Below are 21064 nucleotides of genomic sequence, written 5' to 3' on the forward strand. Positions count from 1 at the left end.
ATTTTATTTTTTATGAACTCAACTTTTGCACTTTAAAAAGTAATTTCCATTCTATGGGAGTCGGGGATTGATCGTTTCTTTTATACATCTGCTGATTTGCTGACAAAGAGGAGAAGGTGAAGTGTAAAGCTACCGCTGCGGCGGACCGTTGTACGTCGGAAAGCGGAGGGCTTGGCCGGAGCGGGAGCTATACACCATACTCTGCTCAAAAATAGAAGGACGCTTTAACGAAAAGTAAGCATGATAATAGAGAACATATTCATCCTGAAACAGCAAGGTTTATATACTTATTCTTAGGATTTATGGAGATATTCAACATTCATAGAACGAAAAATACTACAAAATTGTATACTTTACCTGTCCAGTAAAAAAAGACCCGAAAATTCGGGTCTTTTTTATCTAACTATTCTTCTAATGTGGAGGTGTCTCCCGTTGGAAGTCCTAGCTCCCATGATTTTAACAGGCGGCGCATAATTTTACCGCTCCGTGTCTTTGGAATGGAATCTTTGACTTCCATTTCTCTTGGTGCGGCATGTGCACTTAATTCCTGTTTCACAAATTGCCGGATACTTTCCAGAAGCTCCTCACTATTTTCATATCCCGGATTCAGGGTGATAAATGCTTTAATAATTTCTCCGCGTTTCGGATCCGGTTTACCGATAACACCTGCCTCCGCAACAGCTTCGTGCTCAATCAGTTTGCTCTCTACCTCAAATGGTCCGACGCGCTCTCCGGCAGTATTAATCACATCATCCAGACGGCCCTGGAACCAGAAATAACCATCTTCGTCCCGATAGGCACTGTCTCCAGAGACATACCATCCGTTAATAAAATAACTGTCATATTTTCCTTTATTATTCCAAACCGCCCGCATCATAGATGGCCAGCCGGATTTAATGGCTAAATTGCCCATTTGATTCGGAGGAATTTCATTTCCTTCATTATCCACGATGGAAGCTTCAATACCAGGAATCGGTTTCCCCATGGAACCTGGTCTGATTTCCAATGCTGGGATATTTACAATCACCTGTGCACCTGTTTCCGTCATCCACCATGTATCATGGATACGCAAATCAAATGCTTTTAATCCCCAAGTAATTACTTCCGGATTTAATGGCTCTCCGACGCTCAAAATATGACGCAGGGAAGACAGGTCATACTCTCTGACCTTCTCTTCGCCATGACTTACAAGCATCCGTAAAGCCGTTGGCGCGGTATACCAAACAGTAACCTTATTATCCTGTAATGTTTTATACCAATCATCCGGAGAAAAACGTCCGCCGCGGATGACATTTGTTATTCCATGAAGCCAAGGCGCAAAAATACCATAGCTTGTTCCTGTTACCCAGCCAGGGTCTGCTGTACACCAATAGATATCGTCCTCTTTCAAGTCCAATACCCATTCTCCGGTTATATAATGTTGAATCATGGCATTATGCACATGCAAGATACCTTTTGGTTTTCCGGTAGAACCGGACGTATAGTGAAGCAGCATACCATCTTCTCTATCCATCCATTCTATATCAAAATCCGAGGAGGCATGCTTCATTTCAAAATGAAAGTCAATATACTGACCCCCTTGTTCCTCATGCTCACCTACTACAACAATTTTTTCTAAATCCGGCAATCTGTCTTGCGGGATACGATAGAGTAAGTCAGGCGTAGTTATTAATACACGCGCCTCACTATTTTCCAAACGGTCTCCCACTGCCTGCTCCATAAATGCTTCAAACAGAGGCCCTGCAATGGCACCTATTTTTAAAATGCCGAAAAATGCTTGATAGAACTCTGGACTTCTGGGCATAAAAAGAAAAACACGATCCCCTTTTTGCACGTCATATTTCTTCAGCACATTTGCAAACTGATTGCTTTGCAAACGGAGTTCATCAAAAGTTATTTTTTCTTCACGGTCAGGATCGGAATATAGTAATGCGACTTTATCCTTCTTATCAGGATTATCCGCATGTTTGTCAATTGCTTCATACGCCATATTCACTTTGCCTGTTTGATACCAAGAAAAGTTTTTTTCTACTTCCTCCCATGAAAAATTGTTTCGTATTTCTTCATAGTTTTTTAAATTATGATTCCCTTCACGTGCCGGTATTGTTTGCATATCCATCTAATCACCTCATTCATCTTAATTGGAAACGATTACAAATAGAATTAAAAAAAGGATAAAAATATTTTGTTAACTAATTCTATTTTAGAACATTCTGTGACATTTTTAAAGGGTTTGTTTTTAATTTTACAGAATTAGGAGATAGTTTCAAAGAAAATGCCTGGAAAATAAAGCAACACAGCAATTATTCATCATATAGAAAGTAAAATCCGAACCATTATCACAATGCTTCCATCAGCATTGACACGCGTTTCGATTTCGCTTTGTTAAAAGTCATTTTACTGCAGATCTATTTTATACACCTTTATCCATTTTCTGCATTTTCCTCATTCCAATTTCCCCGTTCAGATATTATATAAGCACAAGCAGCATCTCCAGCAATATTTAGCGACGTTCTTAGCATATCAAGAAGACGGTCAATACCAATAATTAACGCAATTCCTTCAACAGGAAGACCAATTTGGCCAAGCACCATGGCCAGCATAACTAATCCAACACCAGGAACTCCAGCTGTACCGACACTTGCTAAAGTAGCGATAAGAACAACAATTAATAAATCGGTAAAAGCAAGCGGAATATCATACACTTGGGAAATAAATACCGTTGCAACAGCTTGCATAATTGCTGTACCGTCCATATTAATCGTTGCACCAAGCGGCTGAACGAAACTGCTGACAGCTTTCTTTACACCCAGCTTTTCCTGGGCTGTTTTCATTGCAACAGGAAGCGCTGCATTAGAACTGGAAGTACTAAATCCGACTACCATTGCCGGGAAAAACACCTTGAAAAATGTAATTGGATTGCTGCGTCCTATCAGCCAGACAGCAAGAGAATATATAATAAAAGCGTGGACAAGAAGCCCTGCAATGACAGTTAACATATAGCTCAACATGGAACCAATTGCATCCAGTCCGGCATCACCGATTGCTGAGGCAATCAGTGCAAACGCCCCATATGGAGCAAATCGCATAATCACTGTAATTAACCAATTTAATATTTCGCTTGCCTGTTCAAATAAATTATATATTCCTTTTGTTTTTTCACTTAAAAATGCTAAGGCAACTCCAATGAAAATAGCAAACGCAATAATCTGCAACATTTCTCCGGAAGCCATAGCGTTTATTGGATTCTCTGGAATAATATTAATTAATGTGTCCATCATTGGGGGTGTTTCTTCAGGTGTATAGTCTGCGCCTGATGTATCAAAAACCCCCGAGGCTCCCGGTTGAATCAAATAACCCAAACCTAGGCCCACTGATATTGCAATTGCTGTTGTGGTTAAGAAGAAGACAACCGCAGAAACACCAATTTTCCCTAACTTTTTCGGATCACCAAGTCCAGCTGTTCCTAACGCAATGGATACGAATACGAGTGGAACAACTAACATCATAATAAGATTAATAAAAATTTGCCCCACCGGATCTAATACGTATTTATCCAGAGGTCCGAAAAAACTTTCAGGAGTAAATGTCAGCGCCACACCAACAATTGCCCCGGCAACCAGGGCAATCAATATTCTTTTCGTTAATTTTTTCGAATCCATATGAGCTCACCCTTTCATTCATGTTTTGGGTATGAAAAATATTTATTGGAAAAGCTGCAAATTAAAGGAGATTCTTGTGTCACACTCAATAAATGATTTACTTTTTATTTTGGAATAAAACATCAATTTATTGGGTTTTCTCTGCTATGAGGGGTTTCTACAGAAGTTATATCTACATGCAGAGAAAGAAAGATAAACTGCAATATTATAGTGTGTGTTCAAAAAGTCCGATAAATAGGACCAAGAAGTTCAAGGCGACTAGCAAATTCCAAACGGAGCGTATGTTTTATAATACGTGAGTATTGGAATTTGCTAGTCAACGCAGAAATTCGCCGTGTCATTTTTATTGGACTTTTTGAACATCCTCTTATAGGCTCACATATTGAAAAAACAGATTCTAATACATATTATCTTTCTTATAACTTGAAGATTTTACAAGCTTTACCCTATTTTTTAAGGAGTAAAACACATCTTTTTTTCTCAATAAAAAACTACCTCCTTCTTTTAATGAGGAGATAGAACTAAAATTACGAGTTATAACAAGATAAAAATTTTAAAATTGAGAGATTTTCTATGAGGAAATATCTATGTGGCGCTCTTCACAATAACAATATCATGCAAGCTTTTTGAGGCGTCAATTTTTCTAAGGTGTTTAAATCTCTTTTTTTTATTTTATAACAGTTCCTTACATTTATTTAAAGCATCATTCAGCTCTTTATCAAATAACATTTTTACATCAATTTCTAATGCATCTGCTATTTTTTCCAGCATATCTACATCAATTTTCGTCTTTCCTTTGGAAATATTCGTATACCATGCAGGTGTTTTGGAACATTTTTTCGCAATTTGTGTTTTTGTTACTTGTTTTTGCTGTCTGATAAACTCTATTTTTTCATGAATTTCCACTAAATCACTCCTTCCATTATTTTTTTCTACTTAAATTATAATTAAGCGTTTTGCGTAAGTCAATATATTAATATACAAAAATTTGCGTTTCGCTTAAAAATAATAATATTTTTATTAAAAATGGTATTATCTCTATATTGAGGTGGATACTATGAAAATTCTTTCCCAAAGATTAAGAGAAGCACGAGAAAAAGCTGGACTAAAACAAATTGAAGCGTCAAAACTTCTTGGTATCTCAAATGGTACTTTATCCGGCTATGAAAGAGAATATCGTGACCCTGATACGGACAGTCTACATAAAATGGCTGAGTTATATGGTGTTTCAGTAGATTGGCTTTTAGGTAAATCAACGTCTTCCTCAGAAAAAGATACTTCTCCGCCTGAACCAATGTCTGAACAAGATACGGTAATGTTCCGTAACTGGAAACGCATGACAGAGGATGAAAAACAAGAGGCATTAAATGTGATACACTATATTTTATACAGGAAAAACACCGATAATGAGGATCCCGATCAGAAAGAATAAGATGTATCTATAAGAAGCTAAAAAGGTGTAGTTGCTACTCCTTTTTTTAACACTTTAAATCGAACGTATATTCCTATTTTGAGGAGGGAAATGATTTGTATTATTCTGATGTCGAAAAATTTGTTGAAGCAATATATAAGCAGCTTGGTATTCAGGACCCTGAGGAACTTTCCATTTCTGCTATTGCAGAAGCTTTAAATATTGAGATTATTTATTCTGAATCTATCAGCATGCGGGTAGATCACTTTATTGTTCTTCCCCGTTCTCCTCTCGAAAACAGATGGCAGATTTTCGGCCATGAACTATGCCATTATTTTTTCCATGAAGGCGATCAGCGTTTTATGCATTCTCTTTTTGTCGACTTACAAGAACATCAAGCTGACTATTTTGCCTATCATTTCTGCATTCCGACATTTATGCTACAACAGCTTCACGTTCATAGTGTCAATGATATTCTGCAGCATTTCCCGGTTGAATTTGCCTTTGCCCTGCACAGGCTGGAGATGTACCAAAATAAACATTTTACATTATACGAAAAGCCTGTTTACTATCTGGCTGTATAAAAATCGAGCTGGCTTTCTGATCTATAGAAAACCAGCCCGTGCCTTTAGAAGAAATTTAATAGCGCAATACCGCTGACAATCATCACCACAGCAATGATTCTTCTGCGGTCGATTGGATATTTCGGCAAGTTAAACATGCCAAAGTGGTCGATGATGAGTCCCATAACAATCTGTCCCAAAATAGTAGACATCAGCGTCAGTGTCACGCCAAGATAAGGCATTAATATAATATTCGAAGCAATATATGCAGCTCCAAGAACGCCCCCGGCAAAATGCCGTGGTTTTAATGTAATGTCTCCGGAAGTACGGTTTATTTTGATTCCCCTATTCACAAGCATTGCCATGATAAATAACACGACAGTTCCTACAACGAATGATATGAAAGCAGCATAAATAAAAGAATCTACCTCATACCGTAAACTGCTGTTGATAGCTGTTTGCATAGGCGGCATCATACCTGTAGCTAATCCAACTAAAATCCAAAGTCGGGAATGGTCCTTTACAACTGCTGTCCTTTTCTTAGCATTCATATATATAATTCCGGCAATTAATAGGAGCACACCAACAATATGCATCACATGAAGCGGTTTAACATCTGCATCAAACCACCCGAATGTATCAATAAATATGCCGATAACCATTTGTCCTGTAACCGTTGCAATTACTGTTACAGCCGCACCAATTCTAGGCAATAAAATAATATTTCCTGTCAGAAAAATAACACCCAGCACCCCGCCGGCAAACCAAACATACGAGTAAGATTGTGATTCAAAAAACGTCAGCGTCAATTTACTGGGATCCATCATCAGATTAATCATAAATAAAATAATAGTGCCCGTTAAAAAGGAATAAAAAGATGTCGGTAAAACAGCTTTCGTAAATAATGTCAGTCGATTATTTACCGCAGTCTGCATTGGAACCATCATACCAGCTATCATTCCTACGATAATTAATATATACACCAAAGAAACCTTCTTTCTCCATCAAAATATTTATAAATGCGCTAACACAGATCAGACCGGCTGTGAACAGAATATTTTCTAAAAATAGCCAATGTAATTATTTTAAGCAAAGATATCACAGAAAACAATCATCATGTTTATTTTTCGCACAAAATTAAAAATTGAACATTTTTCGAACTTTCATGAATTGTGAAGTGTTTCACTTGTTATTTGTGTTGAAAACGGTATAATAAAAGTAGGAGTTATTGTGAATTATTTCACAATAACCGTAAGGAGGGGTTTATAATGAAAGTTGCAGAGGAAATGGGAAAAAAAGTTCCTTGGGACGGTTTTGTGGAGGGGAATTGGCAGCAAGAAATTAATGTTCGTGATTTTATCTTACAAAATTATCGTTTGTATGAAGGAAAAGAAGACTTTTTAGCGGGCCCGACCGAAGCAACAGAAAATCTGTGGAGTCAAGTGATGCAGTTAACCAAAGAAGAGCGAGAAAACGGCGGTGTCTTTGATGTCGATACCAAGATTGTTTCCACCATTACTTCTCATGGTGCTGGTTATTTGAATCCGGCATTGGAAAAGATTGTCGGTGTACAGACAGATGAACCTTTTAAACGTGCGTTAATGCCATTTGGCGGTATCCGCATGGCCGTGGCTGCTGCGGAATCGTACGGTTATCACATCGATGATGATGTGGTCCATACTTTTACGGAACACCGGAAAACGCATAACCAGGGCGTGTTTGATGCCTACACCCCAGAAATGTTAAAAGCACGGAAAGCAGGCATTATCACAGGTCTCCCTGACGCTTACGGACGCGGACGTATTATTGGGGATTACCGCCGTGTTGCCTTATATGGGGTGGACGATTTAATCCTGGCCAAGAAAAAAGATCTTTCCCTCATTGGTAATGGGACGATGACGGAGGACATTATCCGTGAACGCGAAGAAACCTCTGACCAAATTCGTTCCCTAAAAGATTTGAAAAAACTTGGAGAAATGTATGGGTTTGACCTTTCCAGACCGGCAAAAACAGCACAAGAAGCTTTCCAATGGCTCTATCTGGCCTATTTAGCAGCGATTAAAGAACAAAACGGTGCAGCCATGAGTCTAGGCAGAGTTTCTACATTCTTAGACATTTATATAGAGAGAGATATGCAAAACGGGGTCATAACAGAGAAAGAAGCGCAAGAACTTGTGGATCATTTTGTCATGAAGCTGCGTCTCGTAAAATTCGCCAGAACACCAGATTATAACGAATTGTTCAGCGGAGACCCGACTTGGGTGACAGAATCATTAGCAGGTATCGCAGAAGACGGACGTCCGCTTGTCACAAAGAGTTCTTACCGTTTTCTGCACACATTAGATAACTTAGGTCCGGCGCCAGAACCAAACTTAACTGTGCTGTGGTCTCAAAAGTTGCCGGAAAACTATAAAAAGTACTGTGCGAAAATGTCGATTCAATCCAGCTCCATCCAGTATGAAAATGACGACATCATGCGACCGATCTATGGAGATGACTATGGCATTGCCTGCTGTGTATCTGCCATGCGCATCGGAAAACAAATGCAGTTTTTCGGCGCACGCGCCAACCTGGCAAAAGCACTGTTGTATGCGATCAATGGCGGCGTCGATGAAAACCTGAAAATGCAGGTTGCTCCAAACTATGCACCCATCACATCGGAATATCTGGATTACGATGAAGTGATGGAGAAATACGATAATCTCCTGGATTGGTTATCCGGATTATACGTCAATGCATTAAATATTATCCATTATATGCATGATAAATACAGCTACGAACGTCTGGAAATGGCGTTACATGACCGTGACGTATTGCGCACTATGGCCTGCGGGGTGGCAGGATTATCTGTCATTGTCGATTCCTTAAGTGCCATTAAATATGCGAACGTCAAAACCATCCGTGATGAAGACGGCCTGGTTGTTGATTATGAAATCGAGGGCGAATACCCAAAATACGGCAATAACGATGATCGTGCTGATGAAATTGCGGTGCATCTTGTCAAAGACTTTATGAATAAGATTAAAAAACATCCGATGTATCGCGATGCAGTGCCGACACAGTCTATCCTGACGATTACTTCCAATGTCGTTTACGGAAAGAAAACAGGCAATACACCAGATGGAAGAAAAGCAGGAGAAGCCTTTGCTCCAGGGGCAAACCCATTGCACGGCCGCGATAAAAACGGCTCCCTGGCTTCTTTAATTTCCGTTGCCAAGCTGCCATATCAATACGCATTGGATGGCATTTCCAATACTTTCTCCATCGTACCGAAAGCACTGGGTAAAGATAAAGATACCAGAACAAGCAACTTAGCGGGCATACTGGACGGTTATACCGCCAAACACGGGCATCATTTGAATATCAATGTGCTCGATCGCGACACCTTATTAGATGCCATGGAACATCCGGAAGAATATCCGCAGCTGACTATCCGTGTTTCCGGATATGCCGTCAACTTTATTAAACTGACAAGAGAACAGCAAATAGACGTGATTAACCGTACCTTCCACGAAAGCCTGTAAGGGTCTGGAGAAAAGACAATAGCAAGCGTTCAACAAGTCATCTGAGCGCTTGCTGCTGCATCATTTTTAGTAAAGGAGATAAGGGGGAGAGCATCATGAAATTAGGAAGAATTCATTCCATCGAAACATGTGGAACCGTCGACGGACCCGGGTTGCGCTATGTTATCTTTACCCAGGGCTGCCTGTTGCGCTGCAAATTTTGTCATAATCCCGATACATGGGATATGGGAGCAGGAAAGAAAATGTCTGTCCAAGAACTGGTGAAAGACATTAAAGATTATCTGCCCTTCTTTCAGTCTACCAATGGCGGTGTGACAGTCAGCGGCGGAGAGCCCCTGCTTCAGGTGGAATTTTTACTCGATTTATTTACCGAGCTGAAAAAACTTGGCGTACACACTACCATCGATACTTCTGCTGGATGCTTTAATCGCTCTCCTCACTTTATAAAACATTTGGATAAAGTATTGGAATTAACAGATTTGGTCTTACTGGATTTAAAGCATATAAACCCTGCAGAGCATAAGGAACTCACCGGCTTGTCCAATGAACACATTATCGATATGGCCCGCTATTTAGATGAAAAACAGGTTCCCCTCTGGATCCGGCACGTGCTCGTTCCCGGCGGCAGCGATAATGATGTCTATTTGCAGCAGCTCTCCGACTTTATTGCGACGTTGCATCATGTCGAAAAAATAGAAGTCCTGCCTTATCATAAATTAGGTGTTTATAAATGGGAAAATCTTGGTTTGGACTATCCGCTGGAAGGTGTGGAACCGCCGACAGAGGATCGGGTGAAAAATGCAGAGGATATTTTGAATCGGGTGAAAATGATATATCAATAGGAAATCGATTGATTTGTACTATCTTTTATATAAAAGTACAATATATACTGGTAATAAAAAAAGAACCGCTATAACATATCACTATCCTAAGAGAGGAATATCCCCCTTAGACACCATGCATGTCACAAGGGGGATATTCCTCTCTATCGCTCATTTTATAAAATTTTTCATTACTAACAACATAATTAGATAGTAGTGCCTTCATCTGTTCGATTCCATTTTAATACGGGCGGGTCTTCTATCATCATATCCTGTGTATTTTCCCAGTCCTGATATTCATTATCTATTGCCGGGGTATCCACAAAATCTGCAATCAACCATTCATTTGCATCTTCATCATAAGTCAGTTCATAAAGACGAACAGATTGATAAGAAGCGTCGTCAAATGTATCTTCTTCTTTCAACTTTATTTTTTCATCATAAGATACGAATGCAGGGACTTCTGCAGTCCAATTGCCATTAAAATAGCTGATATCAAAATCTTCTAAGTTTACAATGGCACCTTCGTACTGTGACTGAATTTCATCGATATGCTCCCTCAGCATCTCAAATTCACTGTCCACCATCATTTGATCGCTCTCCATCACTCCCGCTACATTTGTAAATGTCGATAAATCAAATTCGGATGTCGTCCACTTTGACATATCACTATTAAATGTATCAAGGGCCGCCATAATATCTCGCTGTATCGTTTCGTCTTCCTTCACCAGTTTATCCGTATCAATAATTAAACTGACTTGATCATTTCCCCATATATCTATTTGACGCTCATCTGTAAGGCTTCCTAAATTATTCTGAATCGTAAGAGCAACCTGATGGTCACCTGGTAAAATGGGACCGTAAACACCATCATCATTTTCCTCTATTGTATTTTCCAGGCCTTCCATTTGAAGATTTACCTCATCATTTTCGTTTTGCCCGCTTACTTTAATAAAAGCCGTATTAACATGCAATTTATAATCGGGATAAATACCCCACTTTTTCCCATCCTCTACTAAACTGATTTGCTGACTGGTTGCAGAAAAATTATCTTTTTCAATTTGTTCATTTAACCCATCTTTAATCACTTGATGACTGCTATTATTTTTCTTCAGATATTCAAGCATGGGTTGAATGGAATCATTATTTATTTCTGCATCATCATCTACAACAAGCATATCATTTAATGGTTCAGAACTTTCCTCCGCAATTGCTTCATCGAATGTTTGAACGACTTTATCTGGCTTACTAAGTTGTTGGAGAGTAACAAGGATAGCTATAATAACGCAAGCTAGTGAAGCAATCAGAATATATAGCCATTTTCTTTTCACTATCTCATCATCTCCTTAATATACGTAACCTTCTGAAAAAGCCTCAGCTAATAGTTCACTATTCCAGTCAGATGTATCAACAGACCATTTACCATCTTCGTTAACCATTAAAATTTCCAATGTTTCACGTGATGTTTCCGGTTCAATATCATTTAAAATGTTATCAAAATTCGATAGGGCATATTCTTCCATCTCATCGCTATCGTAATCAAAATCATCCTGGTTATCTATATATTCGTCCGAGTAATCACTTACCGGTTCATGTAGGTCCAATGGCAGTGTGGCATAGTCTACAGTGACAACGGCTTTATTGTTTGCATTGGCAATGGTCTCTGTTGTGATTTCCGCTTCATCCGTTAGCAATGATTTATATGTTTCGTAATTTTTGTCAATTTCCTCTTCTGGCACACTCATCATAAACGCCGAATCCATTCTATCTGCAAATAAATCTTTTGCTTCTTCTTGTAAGGCTTCTTTATCTGCTGAAACTAACCTTTCATAATCGTCGTTTTCCTGATCCAAATAGATCGTATCAATATAGGCTGACAATGCCTCTTCTGGTTCGTTAAGGGCATCAAAACTATCGGAGAATTCTGCTGTATCTAATGCAACTGTTACATCTTCAATATCAGCGTCAGCATTTGTTGAAAAAGGACTCATTCTAACTTCATACGCTTTATCTTTTTCAACATAAAAAATAGAAGTTATTTTTGCCATTTTCTCAGCTCCAATATCTCCTGTAAACGTGCTATCCAGGTCAACTTTATCATTATACAAATCCGTTTGCGGGCTTTTTTGTTCCCCTTCATCGTCTAACTTTATTCCATCATGTGGTGAGATCGTAATAGGATATTCATTATTATTAGTAACTGCAAATTCAACAGCCAGCATGCCTGTATTATCATCAGTAGAAGTACCACCCTCATCTGCTAAAACATAGGATGCATTGTCAATTTCAACTTCGACATCTCCATTTTCACCGCCGCTAGAACTAGCGTCTGAGCTGCATCCAATTAATCCTACACATAAAATTAAGAACAAAAAAATAATTCCGTATTTTTTACTCATGTTTCTCCTCCATCCGCAAGACTGATACATTTCGTCTCGTCATTATTTTAAACTCGTGTAAATGATAGCCAATTAGGAACCCTTCGTCAATATATTATATATTGTCCATGTTATTTTTGGTAAAATTGTCGGATGTCATTTTGATTAACTATATTTGATTGTAGGTTTTTATAACTAAAACCATGAATAAATACCCAATTATTATTTATCTATATTTTTTGACTCTATGTTTATATGATACAATCATGATACAATTTATTTATTCTATTTTAAATTTTAACACTGAATAAAAATACTTTATTCATATGCATACAATTAAATACTAGTTCCTTAATTCAAATAGTTCGCCTATATGGATCAAGGACTTTATTGTCTTATACATAAAACCGTAGCTAAGCTTTTCAAACAAATGAATCGTTAGTAATACAGCAACTGCTGTGTTATATAAATAAAAATATGAATAAAGGAGTTGGTTCAAAGTGAGAACTACAGAATTTGTACTTGGTTTAATTGGAGGAATTATTGGTTTTGGTGCTGCCATACTTGCTCTAATGGTAGGCGGGATTGATGCTGCTTTCAGTGAATCGGGTACAAGTGAAGTCACCGGACTTGGCTGGGCTGCATTTTTATTTTCAGCATTAGCTATTGTCGGTTCAGTCGTAGTGAAATCCAAAGCAAAAATAGGCGGGATATTATTATTAATTTCTGCAGTTGGTGGACTTATCAGCATTTCTATGTTTTATCTGGTCTCCGCCGTTTTGATTGGTATCGCTGGACTTATGGGTGTTATTAAGAAAGATAAATCAACGGATAACGTTGCAGCTTAAACAACAAGAAGAAACGCCTCTCCGTCTATTTACATAGACCAAACGGAGGGGCGTTTCTTCTTAACCCTATTCTTAGACGTATACTGCTAGATATGGCCAAAGTGACCAATCCGTGACCGTTTTTGTTGGTTGAGTGTTAAACTTACGCCCCAGGCAGGATTCGAACCTGCGACACACGGTTTAGGAAACCGATGCTCTATCCCCTGAGCTACTGGGGCTTTTACATATAATCAAGCAGGCACATCTGCCCGATTATATTGCAATATCCGCCTTCTGAAAACAAGCGAACAATCGTATTATACTAAACCTTGTCCATTTTGCATAGCATCCTGTTTCATTTATTTTCCTGCTTTCTGTAACCTTGTCCGGTATGGAATCGTGAAAATATGAAGAATCATGAGCAGACAACCAAGCAGAATAATCCCCGTAGAGGACAGATTCAACAAAAGAACCAATCCTAAATAAACAGGAATGGCTAATAACGGAATCCAGCTGTTTTTTTTATTTGCTTGATAATAATTTTCTTTCCCGCAGTGCGGACAGATCATTTTCATCTTAAATACCTGTTTAAAAGTCTGCCCGTACCCCCATCTCTTTCCACAATAACTGCAGTCCGGTGTATGCATCGGTTTCCCCTCTTCTCTTCGTGCGTGTTTAGAAACTATTTTTGTGCATTGGTTATATCAATCGACCGTTCTCTGGCACCATCTACACATGCTTTAATGAGTTTATCGAATCCGCCCTCCATCAACTGATTTAACCCAGCTTCTGTTGTTCCAGACGGACTGGTAATATTTTTACGCAGCTGTTCCGGATCTTCACCAGATGACTCCAGCATTTTTCCTGAGCCAATAACCGTCTGTGTTAACAGTTCCAATGCTGTGTCCCGGTCCAATCCTGCTTCGATAGCCGCTTTTTCCATGGATTCCACCATATAATAGAAAAATGCCGGGCCGCTCCCTGCAATGGCTGTAATAGTGTGCATCTGCTCCTCATCGACAATTTTTGTTGTACCGACTGTCTGGAATAATTCTTCAGCAAAATAAAGCTGACTCAGATCAACATGCGTTCCTTTCGCAATGGCTGTAGCGGATTGGCTAATCAATGCTGAAGTATTCGGCATTGTCCGAATAACAGGAACACCCTCTCCAAGCGTTTTTTCTATCTGCTCAATCGATAACCCTGCAATTACAGAAATAACTATGTGATGCGGCTGTATATGATCTTGAAGCCAATTTAAATAGTCACCCGCATCCTTAGGCTTCATCGCTAATATAATGATATCTGCTTCCTGAATCATCTCTTCTTTATCCTGGTTGCATATCACACCATATTTTTCGGCAATCAAATCTAATCGTTCTTGATCACTGCGATTGGTCACTAGCACCTGTTCATTTGTAACGACATTCTTACGTGTAATTCCGGCAATAATTGCCTCTGCTAAATTTCCTGCTCCAAAAAATGCAATTGTCTTGTCCATATATTTTCCTCCTGTGTGTTTCTTTTTCCTTTTGTTTATTCAGTAATATTCCAATAACCATAAAAAAACTGATTACACATCCTATACAAAGGACGGAATCAGTATTATTCCGCGGTACCACCTTTTTTGATCAAAGTTCATCCACTCTCATTGATAATGCAGCATGCTGCAGTCAGCATGTGCTGACTAACTCCCGGATAGGTTCATCAACGTATTTACAGAAATCTCACAGCCGCAGGATTTCCTCTCTTTGGTAAATACACATCAATTACTGGTCCGTTCAACGTCATTTTTATGATATTGCATTGTACTATAAGACCTTGCCACACTTTTGTCAAGGCAATTTGATTCCAGCGCTTTTTTATCTGCCTTATAAAATAATCTTTGCTATACTTATTATTGTACATGAATAGATGTCAGAAAGGAATTTTATCAATGGATGAATCAAAACAATTACATCAATTAAAAAAGGTACGAAAAGAACTGACACGTTTTATGCTCAGCTATAAATTCGGACTGGATGAAATTAATACAAAACTGAACATTCTCCAGGAAGAATTTGAGCATATTCATGACTATAATCCGATTGAACATTTAAAATCCCGTATCAAATCACCGGAAAGCATTTTACGAAAGTGCCAGCGTAAAAATGTCTCCATTACTGAAGCATCTATTAAGCATGCAATCAAAGATATCGCCGGGATTCGGATTGTCTGCTCATTTATCACTGATATTTATAAAATCAGTGAAATTATTCAAGGGCAGCAAGATATAAAAGTAATGGAAATGAAAGATTATATAAAAAATCCAAAATCAAATGGCTATAAAAGCCTGCATCTGATTTTAGCGATCCCTGTCTTTTTATCTGACCGTCAGGAAGAAGTATATATTGAAATTCAAATTCGCACCGTTGCCATGGATTTCTGGGCAAGCCTGGAGCATAAAATTTATTATAAATATGATGGGGAAGTACCGGCACATCTTGTCGAAGAGTTGACCAACAGCGCGAATATTGCCAATCAATTAGATGAGAAAATGGAGTTCCTTCATACAGAAGTCAACGGAGAAAAAACAGACAAACAATCAGATAGCGATCTCGATTTTCTCCCGCTGGATAACAAACGCTTCCCGCTGCCAAAGCAGCTGCTGGAAGAGTTAATGGAGAAAAAAGATAGAGAATAAGTATAAGATAATCAGAAAACCCGCAGTTCAAAAGCTGCGGGTTTTATCTATTCATCATGATGGTTGTTTTAAATGGAGGAGGTAGAGGGATTCGAACCCCCGCGCGGTTTGACCCGCCTCTCGGTTTTCAAGACCGATCCCTTCAGCCGGACTTGGGTATACCTCCATGAATTATTAAAAGTTCTCTCTTGCGTGAACATGATATACTATAGCATCTAAGAATATAATTTGTCAACAAAGTTCATCAAGCGAAACTTTATTCAACGGGGTTTTACAACATTCGTTCAGTGAAGTGAGTAAGCGCGGTCATGTTGCCAGGCTAATATGACCGCTATAGAAAAACACTACACTTTCCGCTGGCTTGCGCTCATCCTGTTATACTGGGTAATACATAAAAGGCTTCCCAAAAAGGAAAGCCTCTCAGCACTTTTATATTATTGACCCATCACTTCTATACCGCCCATATACGGACGCAGTACTTCCGGTACAACGACGCTGCCGTCTGCCTGCTGGCAATTCTCTAATATAGCTGCCACCGTACGGCCTAAGGCCAGACCAGATCCATTGAGCGTATGAACAAATTCTGGTTTTTCATTTGCTTCACGGCGGAAGCGAATGCCGGCACGACGCGCTTGGAAATCTTCAAAATTAGAGCAAGAAGAAATTTCACGATACGTCTCCTGGCTTGGAATCCATACTTCAATATCGTATTTTTTCGCTGCTGTGAAGCCTAAATCACCTGTACACATGCTCATAACACGATAAGGGAGCCCTAACAGCTGCAATACTATTTCCGCTTCACCTGTCAGTTTTTCCAAGGTGTCATAAGAATCTTCCGGTTTTACAAAATTCACAAGCTCTACTTTATTAAATTGATGCTGGCGAATCAAACCGCGTGTGTCTCTTCCGGCAGAACCGGCTTCAGAACGGAAACTGGCACTAAAGGCAACATATTTCTTTGGCAAATCAGCAGCTGTTAAAATTTCCTCGCGATGATAGTTGGTCACAGGAACTTCTGCTGTCGGTACTAGAAAGTAATCCCAGTCTTCCAGCTTAAAAGCATCTTCTTCAAATTTAGGAAGCTGTCCTGTACCTGTCATGCTCATCCGGTTCACAATGTAAGGAGGCAGCATTTCTTGATAGCCGTGTTTATCTGCGTGCAGATCCATCATAAAGTTTAATAATGCACGCTCGAGTCTCGCTCCTAACCCTTTATAGAAGACAAAACGGCTTCCTGTGACTTTGGCTGCCCGTTCAAAGTCCAGAATATCTAAATGGCTCGCCACATCCCAGTGCGGCTGTGTTTCAAATGAAAATGCCGGCACTGTGCCCCAGCTGCGTACCTCCACGTTATCATCTTCATCTTCTCCTGCAGGCACGCTTTCATGCGGTAAATTAGGGATAGAAAGCATAATCTGCTCTAGATTTTCTTCAATTTCTTTTAATTCTTTATCGAAGTTTGCTATTTCATCGCCAACTTTACGCATAGAAGCAATTGCTTCTTCTGCATCCTTTTTCTCTCTTTTTAAAACGGAAATCTCCTTAGACACTTCATTACGCTTGGCTTTCAACTTTTCCGTTTCGGCAATTAACTTCCGTCTTTTTACATCAAGTTCGCCAAAACGATCTAATTCACTAAGGTCCTCTCCGCGATGCGTGAGTTTTCTCTTCACTTCTTCAAAGTTATTGCGGACATATTTCATATCTAACATAGTAACATTACCTCCTACATTTTTTTACTATTAAAAAACTCCCGTCCCTTCTATAGAAAGGGACGAGAGTGTATTTCCCGCGTTGCCACCCTGATTAAAGAATCCACACGAATTCTTCCAGCTTTACATACGAATAACGTCGTATCTCCGCGCCTACTTCATGAGTCCAACTCATTTCTATAAGCATGCTCCAGGATGGATTCACTGTATTCTAACGCTGATTTGCACCAGGCATCAGCTCTCTGTCAGATAGAATCAGACAGTTACTAGTTCCTATCAACACATCAATCATTATTATTGTAAATAATCATAAGCTATTTTACATCAGGTTGCAAGGATTCTTATCAAAATCAGCTAAAAAGTCCTTTTACCCAATTAAAAGCACCTTGGAACATATTTACAAAGAAGTCACCGATTGATTGTAACGTAAGCATAAACCAGTTTGATTGCTCTACGTCATCCATCGCCACTAAATCATAGCTTTCCTTACTTACTTCATCTGAAAGATAGCCATGGTCTTCTTCTTCCCCGTCATAGACTACATTCACTGTACCGATTACTTCGTCCGCTTCAACAGGGGCTTCTAGTTCGCCATCATCATTCAGTCTATCTTCATTCATCGTGTATTCTAAATGGTATAACTCTTCCTCCCCTGATTTTAGAGGGACATGGATAGCTTCATTAATACCAACATTAACTTCTCTCTCTTTTCCTCTGGCTACAGGAAATGTTTCTTCGCCTTCTTGTTGATATCCTGCAGGGAATAATTCTTGCGTTTCAAATTCATCAAAACCATAATCTAACAATTTTGCTGTTTCTTCAAACCGCTTTTCAATACTGTCTGTTTTCATTACCACCGTAATAAGGCGTCTTCCATCACGTTCTGCTGTTCCTGTGAAAGCATAACCTGCAAGTTCCGTATGGCCTGTTTTTAAGCCATCTACACCTTCATAAAAATACTGTTCCAAATTCACGGAATCATGGTCCAGCATATAATTCCAGTTCTCTATCGTTCTGCCGTCAAACTCTGTACTCGGAATACTGGAAATATCCAATGCTTCCGGATAGTCATTTACCAGAGCAGATCCTAACATAGCCGAAGAACGCGCTGATAACAGGTTGGTATCATTTGGACTTGTTCCTTCCGGATAATTATCCCCTAAACTCTCATTATCCAGTCCGGTGGAGTTCACAAATTTAAATTCAGGAAGACCTAATTCTTCTCCCTTTGCATTCATCATTTCAACAAATTCACTTTCAGACCCTGCAATTAACTCTGCTAAGGCAATGGATGCCCCATTATCTGAATTAATCGCCATTGCCGCATATAGATCTTCTACCGTGTAATCCTGCTGCTGTGTTAATCCAATTCCTGAAGAGTCAACATTACTGGATACTTCATATGCATAATCACTCACTTGAGTTGTTGTATCCCAAGAAATATCTCCATTTTCAACTGCTTCCCAAACAAGATATTCTGTCATTATTTTCGTCATGCTAGCAGGAGGTAAAGCCATATCTGGGTCTTTCGCATATAAAACTTTCCCCGTTTCTGCATCCACTAAAATAGCCGATTCTGCCTCAAGATCCAACTCTTCTGCGTGAACAGATATGGATGGTATAACCAAAGATGTAAAAACAAGTGCTGCTGCAACCACCAAAAGAAATAATTTATTTATAGACTTTCTCACAATTTCTTACCCCCGTTTAATAATATAGCCGTCTGCAAATATGTATTCTGCTAAGCATGATTCACATTTTACCATAAAAATTTATAAAAAAATAGATGGAGCAACATGCTCCATCTATTTTTTTTATGACCGTATGACACAATATTGTCATCAATATCCATTGCCTGATACAACTCTTACAAAAGAGCTTCAAAAGTCCCGTAAGACCGGCTTTTGATCAGGAACTTATTGCATAAAATAATTCGGTGATTCTTTTGTAATTTGTACATCATGCGGATGACTTTCTTTTAACCCGGCTCCTGTAATACGGATAAATCGGGCATCATTTCTTAAGCTTTCTAAATTTGGGGTTCCACAATAACCCATGCCGGAACGTAAACCGCCAGTCAGCTGATGGAAGGTATCTTCTAACGTTCCTTTATAAGCGATGCGGCCTTCAATCCCCTCTGGAACTAGTTTTTTATTGTCTGATTCACTTTGGAAATAACGGTCTTTAGATCCTGCCTGCATTGCTCCGACCGATCCCATGCCGCGGTACACTTTATACTGGCGTCCTTGGAAAATTTCTGTATCTCCAGGGCTTTCTGCTGTCCCTGCAAAAATACTTCCCAGCATTACGGCATGTGCTCCTGAAGCCAAAGCTTTCACAATATCTCCGGAATACTTTACGCCGCCATCTGCAATAATCGGTACGTCGTATTCTTTCGCTGCCAGTGCACAATCATAAACCGCTGTAATCTGTGGTACACCGACACCGGAAACCACTCGTGTTGTACAGATAGATCCAGGACCAATACCCACCTTGACAACCGATGCTCCTGCTTCAATTAAAGCTCTTGTTCCTTCTTCTGTAGCAACATTTCCTGCAATAATGGCCAAATCAGGATATGCCTCTCGAATCCGTGCTAGTTGTTCCAGAACGCCTTTAGAATGGCCATGAGCTGTATCAATCACAATAGCATCGACACCGACATCCACTAATTTTTCAATCCGTGTCATGGCATCCCCTGTCACACCAACTGCAGCTGCCGCAATTAAGCGTCCTTGCGCGTCTTTTGCTGCATTTGGAAATTCAATGACCTTTTCAATATCTTTAATCGTGATTAATCCTTTTAGAATCCTCTGGTCGTCCACTAGAGGCAGTTTTTCAATTTTATATTTCTGCAGCAGTTTTTCCGCTTCATCCAGTGTTGTTCCCACCGGTGCGGTTACCAATTCCTCTGTAGTCATCACTTCCGAAATCAGGATGGAATAATCCTCGATAAAACGTAAATCACGATTGGTTAAAATACCGACGAGCTGTTGTTCGAGGGTATTATTTACAATTGGAACTCCTGAAATGCGGTATTTACCCATCAAATGCTCAGCGTCATATACTTGATGCTCAGGAGTTAGGAAGAATGGGTTTGTAATAACACCACTTTCAGAGCGTTTTACACGGTCTACTTCTTCAGCTTGCTGTTCAATGGACATGTTTTTATGAATAACTCCAAAACCGCCTTGACGTGCCATGGAAATGGCCATTTCCGCCTCTGTTACAGTATCCATTCCAGCGCTGATGAATGGGGATTTTAATTTTAAATTTGATGTTAAATCCACACTTAAATCAACCTGGTTTGGTAAAACCTCTGATTCAGCCGGAAGAAGCAATACATCATCAAATGTTAAACCTTCTTTTGCAAATTTATCTTCTCTCATTGTTAGCTCATCCTCCAATCATTGAATTGCCAACATACTTTCACTTCATTTGGCTCCAAAATACCGTTTTTTCAAGTATATCCACATGTGATAA

General features: G+C 39.3%; 17 protein-coding genes, 2 tRNA genes and 2 other annotated features. Of the genes, 6 read left to right on the top strand and 13 right to left on the bottom strand.

Annotated elements, in window-relative coordinates; all coding sequences use genetic code 11:
• Nucleotides 1-403: 403 nt before the first annotated feature.
• The 3 genes from acsA to ACFQ19_RS13085 all read right to left on the bottom strand — a co-directional run bounded on the left by acsA (nucleotide 404) and on the right by ACFQ19_RS13085 (nucleotide 4568).
• Nucleotides 404-2119 (bottom strand): acetate--CoA ligase, encoded by a 1716-nt coding sequence (gene acsA / locus ACFQ19_RS13075; RefSeq protein ID WP_379592774.1) that lies wholly within the window; start codon nucleotides 2117-2119, stop codon nucleotides 404-406.
• Nucleotides 2120-2423: 304 nt separating this feature from the next.
• The gene (locus tag ACFQ19_RS13080; protein ID WP_379592776.1) at nucleotides 2424-3662 is read right to left on the bottom strand and encodes a dicarboxylate/amino acid:cation symporter; all 1239 of its coding nucleotides are present in this window, start codon (nucleotides 3660-3662) and stop codon (nucleotides 2424-2426) included.
• Between the two features lie 672 nt (nucleotides 3663-4334).
• Nucleotides 4335-4568 (bottom strand): helix-turn-helix domain-containing protein, encoded by a 234-nt coding sequence (locus ACFQ19_RS13085; protein ID WP_379592778.1) that lies wholly within the window; start codon nucleotides 4566-4568, stop codon nucleotides 4335-4337.
• A 151-nt stretch (nucleotides 4569-4719) separates the two neighbouring features.
• Between ACFQ19_RS13085 and ACFQ19_RS13090 the strand changes: the two genes are divergently transcribed.
• Together ACFQ19_RS13090 and ACFQ19_RS13095 are read left to right on the top strand one after the other, a co-directional pair.
• Nucleotides 4720-5094 carry a helix-turn-helix domain-containing protein gene (locus ACFQ19_RS13090; protein ID WP_379592780.1) on the top strand — a complete coding sequence of 125 codons (375 nt, stop codon included), beginning with the start codon at nucleotides 4720-4722 and terminating at the stop codon, nucleotides 5092-5094.
• Between the two features lie 95 nt (nucleotides 5095-5189).
• Nucleotides 5190-5657: an ImmA/IrrE family metallo-endopeptidase gene (locus ACFQ19_RS13095; RefSeq protein ID WP_379592782.1), complete on the top strand. Its 468-nt coding sequence runs from the start codon at nucleotides 5190-5192 to the stop codon at nucleotides 5655-5657.
• A gap of 44 nt (nucleotides 5658-5701) precedes the next feature.
• On the opposite strand, the gene ACFQ19_RS13100 is transcribed toward ACFQ19_RS13095, so the two are convergent.
• A complete protein-coding gene (locus tag ACFQ19_RS13100) occupies nucleotides 5702-6619 on the bottom strand; it encodes a DMT family transporter (RefSeq protein WP_379592784.1) in 918 nt (305 codons plus the stop codon).
• Between the two features lie 285 nt (nucleotides 6620-6904).
• On the opposite strand from ACFQ19_RS13100, the gene pflB reads away from it, so the two are divergent.
• Entirely contained in the window at nucleotides 6905-9160 is a 2256-nt protein-coding gene (gene pflB, locus ACFQ19_RS13105; protein WP_379592786.1) for a formate C-acetyltransferase, read from the top strand.
• A gap of 95 nt (nucleotides 9161-9255) precedes the next feature.
• Entirely contained in the window at nucleotides 9256-10002 is a 747-nt protein-coding gene (pflA, locus tag ACFQ19_RS13110; protein ID WP_379592788.1) for a pyruvate formate-lyase-activating protein, read from the top strand.
• 185 nt (nucleotides 10003-10187) lie between these two features.
• Here the strand turns inward: pflA and ACFQ19_RS13115 are convergent, their stop codons facing one another.
• Together ACFQ19_RS13115 and ACFQ19_RS13120 are read right to left on the bottom strand one after the other, a co-directional pair.
• Entirely contained in the window at nucleotides 10188-11312 is a 1125-nt protein-coding gene (locus ACFQ19_RS13115; protein ID WP_379592790.1) for a TcaA second domain-containing protein, read from the bottom strand.
• A 15-nt stretch (nucleotides 11313-11327) separates the two neighbouring features.
• Entirely contained in the window at nucleotides 11328-12380 is a 1053-nt protein-coding gene (locus ACFQ19_RS13120; RefSeq protein ID WP_379592791.1) for a DUF5105 domain-containing protein, read from the bottom strand.
• A gap of 479 nt (nucleotides 12381-12859) precedes the next feature.
• Between ACFQ19_RS13120 and ACFQ19_RS13125 the strand changes: the two genes are divergently transcribed.
• A complete protein-coding gene (locus ACFQ19_RS13125; protein ID WP_379592793.1) occupies nucleotides 12860-13207 on the top strand; it encodes a DUF4064 domain-containing protein in 348 nt (115 codons plus the stop codon).
• A 145-nt stretch (nucleotides 13208-13352) separates the two neighbouring features.
• Here ACFQ19_RS13125 and ACFQ19_RS13130 read toward each other — a convergent pair.
• From ACFQ19_RS13130 to proC, 3 genes are all read right to left on the bottom strand, one after another.
• A tRNA-Arg gene (locus tag ACFQ19_RS13130) sits at nucleotides 13353-13425 on the bottom strand.
• 120 nt (nucleotides 13426-13545) lie between these two features.
• A complete protein-coding gene (locus ACFQ19_RS13135; RefSeq protein WP_379592795.1) occupies nucleotides 13546-13833 on the bottom strand; it encodes a TIGR04104 family putative zinc finger protein in 288 nt (95 codons plus the stop codon).
• Nucleotides 13834-13868: 35 nt separating this feature from the next.
• Complete coding sequence (proC, locus tag ACFQ19_RS13140; RefSeq protein WP_379592797.1) at nucleotides 13869-14687, bottom strand: pyrroline-5-carboxylate reductase; 819 nt, start codon at nucleotides 14685-14687, stop codon at nucleotides 13869-13871.
• A gap of 85 nt (nucleotides 14688-14772) precedes the next feature.
• Nucleotides 14773-14980: a binding site (T-box leader), on the bottom strand.
• Nucleotides 14981-15122: 142 nt separating this feature from the next.
• On the opposite strand from proC, the gene ACFQ19_RS13145 reads away from it, so the two are divergent.
• Nucleotides 15123-15869, top strand: coding sequence for a GTP pyrophosphokinase (locus tag ACFQ19_RS13145; RefSeq protein WP_379592799.1), 747 nt, complete (start codon nucleotides 15123-15125; stop codon nucleotides 15867-15869).
• Nucleotides 15870-15942: 73 nt separating this feature from the next.
• Here ACFQ19_RS13145 and ACFQ19_RS13150 read toward each other — a convergent pair.
• The 4 genes from ACFQ19_RS13150 to guaB all read right to left on the bottom strand — a co-directional run bounded on the left by ACFQ19_RS13150 (nucleotide 15943) and on the right by guaB (nucleotide 20970).
• Nucleotides 15943-16035, bottom strand: a tRNA-Ser gene (locus ACFQ19_RS13150).
• 268 nt (nucleotides 16036-16303) lie between these two features.
• Nucleotides 16304-17581, bottom strand: coding sequence for a serine--tRNA ligase (gene serS / locus ACFQ19_RS13155; protein ID WP_379592801.1), 1278 nt, complete (start codon nucleotides 17579-17581; stop codon nucleotides 16304-16306).
• A gap of 55 nt (nucleotides 17582-17636) precedes the next feature.
• Nucleotides 17637-17870, bottom strand: a binding site (T-box leader).
• Nucleotides 17871-17931: 61 nt separating this feature from the next.
• On the bottom strand, nucleotides 17932-19272 hold the full coding sequence (locus ACFQ19_RS13160; protein ID WP_379592803.1) for a serine hydrolase: 1341 nt from the start codon (nucleotides 19270-19272) through the stop codon (nucleotides 17932-17934).
• Between the two features lie 225 nt (nucleotides 19273-19497).
• Nucleotides 19498-20970, bottom strand: coding sequence for an IMP dehydrogenase (guaB, locus tag ACFQ19_RS13165; RefSeq protein ID WP_379592805.1), 1473 nt, complete (start codon nucleotides 20968-20970; stop codon nucleotides 19498-19500).
• Between the last annotated feature and the right edge of the window lie 94 nt (nucleotides 20971-21064).

The sequence above is a fragment of the Oceanobacillus locisalsi genome (assembly GCF_042675985.1).
Classification (GTDB): domain Bacteria; phylum Bacillota; class Bacilli; order Bacillales; family Amphibacillaceae; genus Oceanobacillus; species Oceanobacillus locisalsi.

Bases quoted from the DNA above. Each gene is read 5' to 3' on its own strand.
- serS (WP_379592801.1), bottom strand. From the start codon at position 17,581: ATGTTAGATATGAAATATGTCCGCAATAACTTTGAAGAAGTGAAGAGA.
- ACFQ19_RS13080 (WP_379592776.1), bottom strand. From the start codon at position 3,662: ATGGATTCGAAAAAATTAACGAAAAGAATATTGATTGCCCTGGTTGCC.
- pflB (WP_379592786.1), top strand. From the start codon at position 6,905: ATGAAAGTTGCAGAGGAAATGGGAAAAAAAGTTCCTTGGGACGGTTTT.
- proC (WP_379592797.1), bottom strand. From the start codon at position 14,687: ATGGACAAGACAATTGCATTTTTTGGAGCAGGAAATTTAGCAGAGGCA.
- guaB (WP_379592805.1), bottom strand. From the start codon at position 20,970: ATGAGAGAAGATAAATTTGCAAAAGAAGGTTTAACATTTGATGATGTA.
- ACFQ19_RS13090 (WP_379592780.1), top strand. From the start codon at position 4,720: ATGAAAATTCTTTCCCAAAGATTAAGAGAAGCACGAGAAAAAGCTGGA.
- pflA (WP_379592788.1), top strand. From the start codon at position 9,256: ATGAAATTAGGAAGAATTCATTCCATCGAAACATGTGGAACCGTCGAC.
- acsA (WP_379592774.1), bottom strand. From the start codon at position 2,119: ATGGATATGCAAACAATACCGGCACGTGAAGGGAATCATAATTTAAAA.
- ACFQ19_RS13135 (WP_379592795.1), bottom strand. From the start codon at position 13,833: ATGCATACACCGGACTGCAGTTATTGTGGAAAGAGATGGGGGTACGGG.
- ACFQ19_RS13145 (WP_379592799.1), top strand. From the start codon at position 15,123: ATGGATGAATCAAAACAATTACATCAATTAAAAAAGGTACGAAAAGAA.
- ACFQ19_RS13120 (WP_379592791.1), bottom strand. From the start codon at position 12,380: ATGAGTAAAAAATACGGAATTATTTTTTTGTTCTTAATTTTATGTGTA.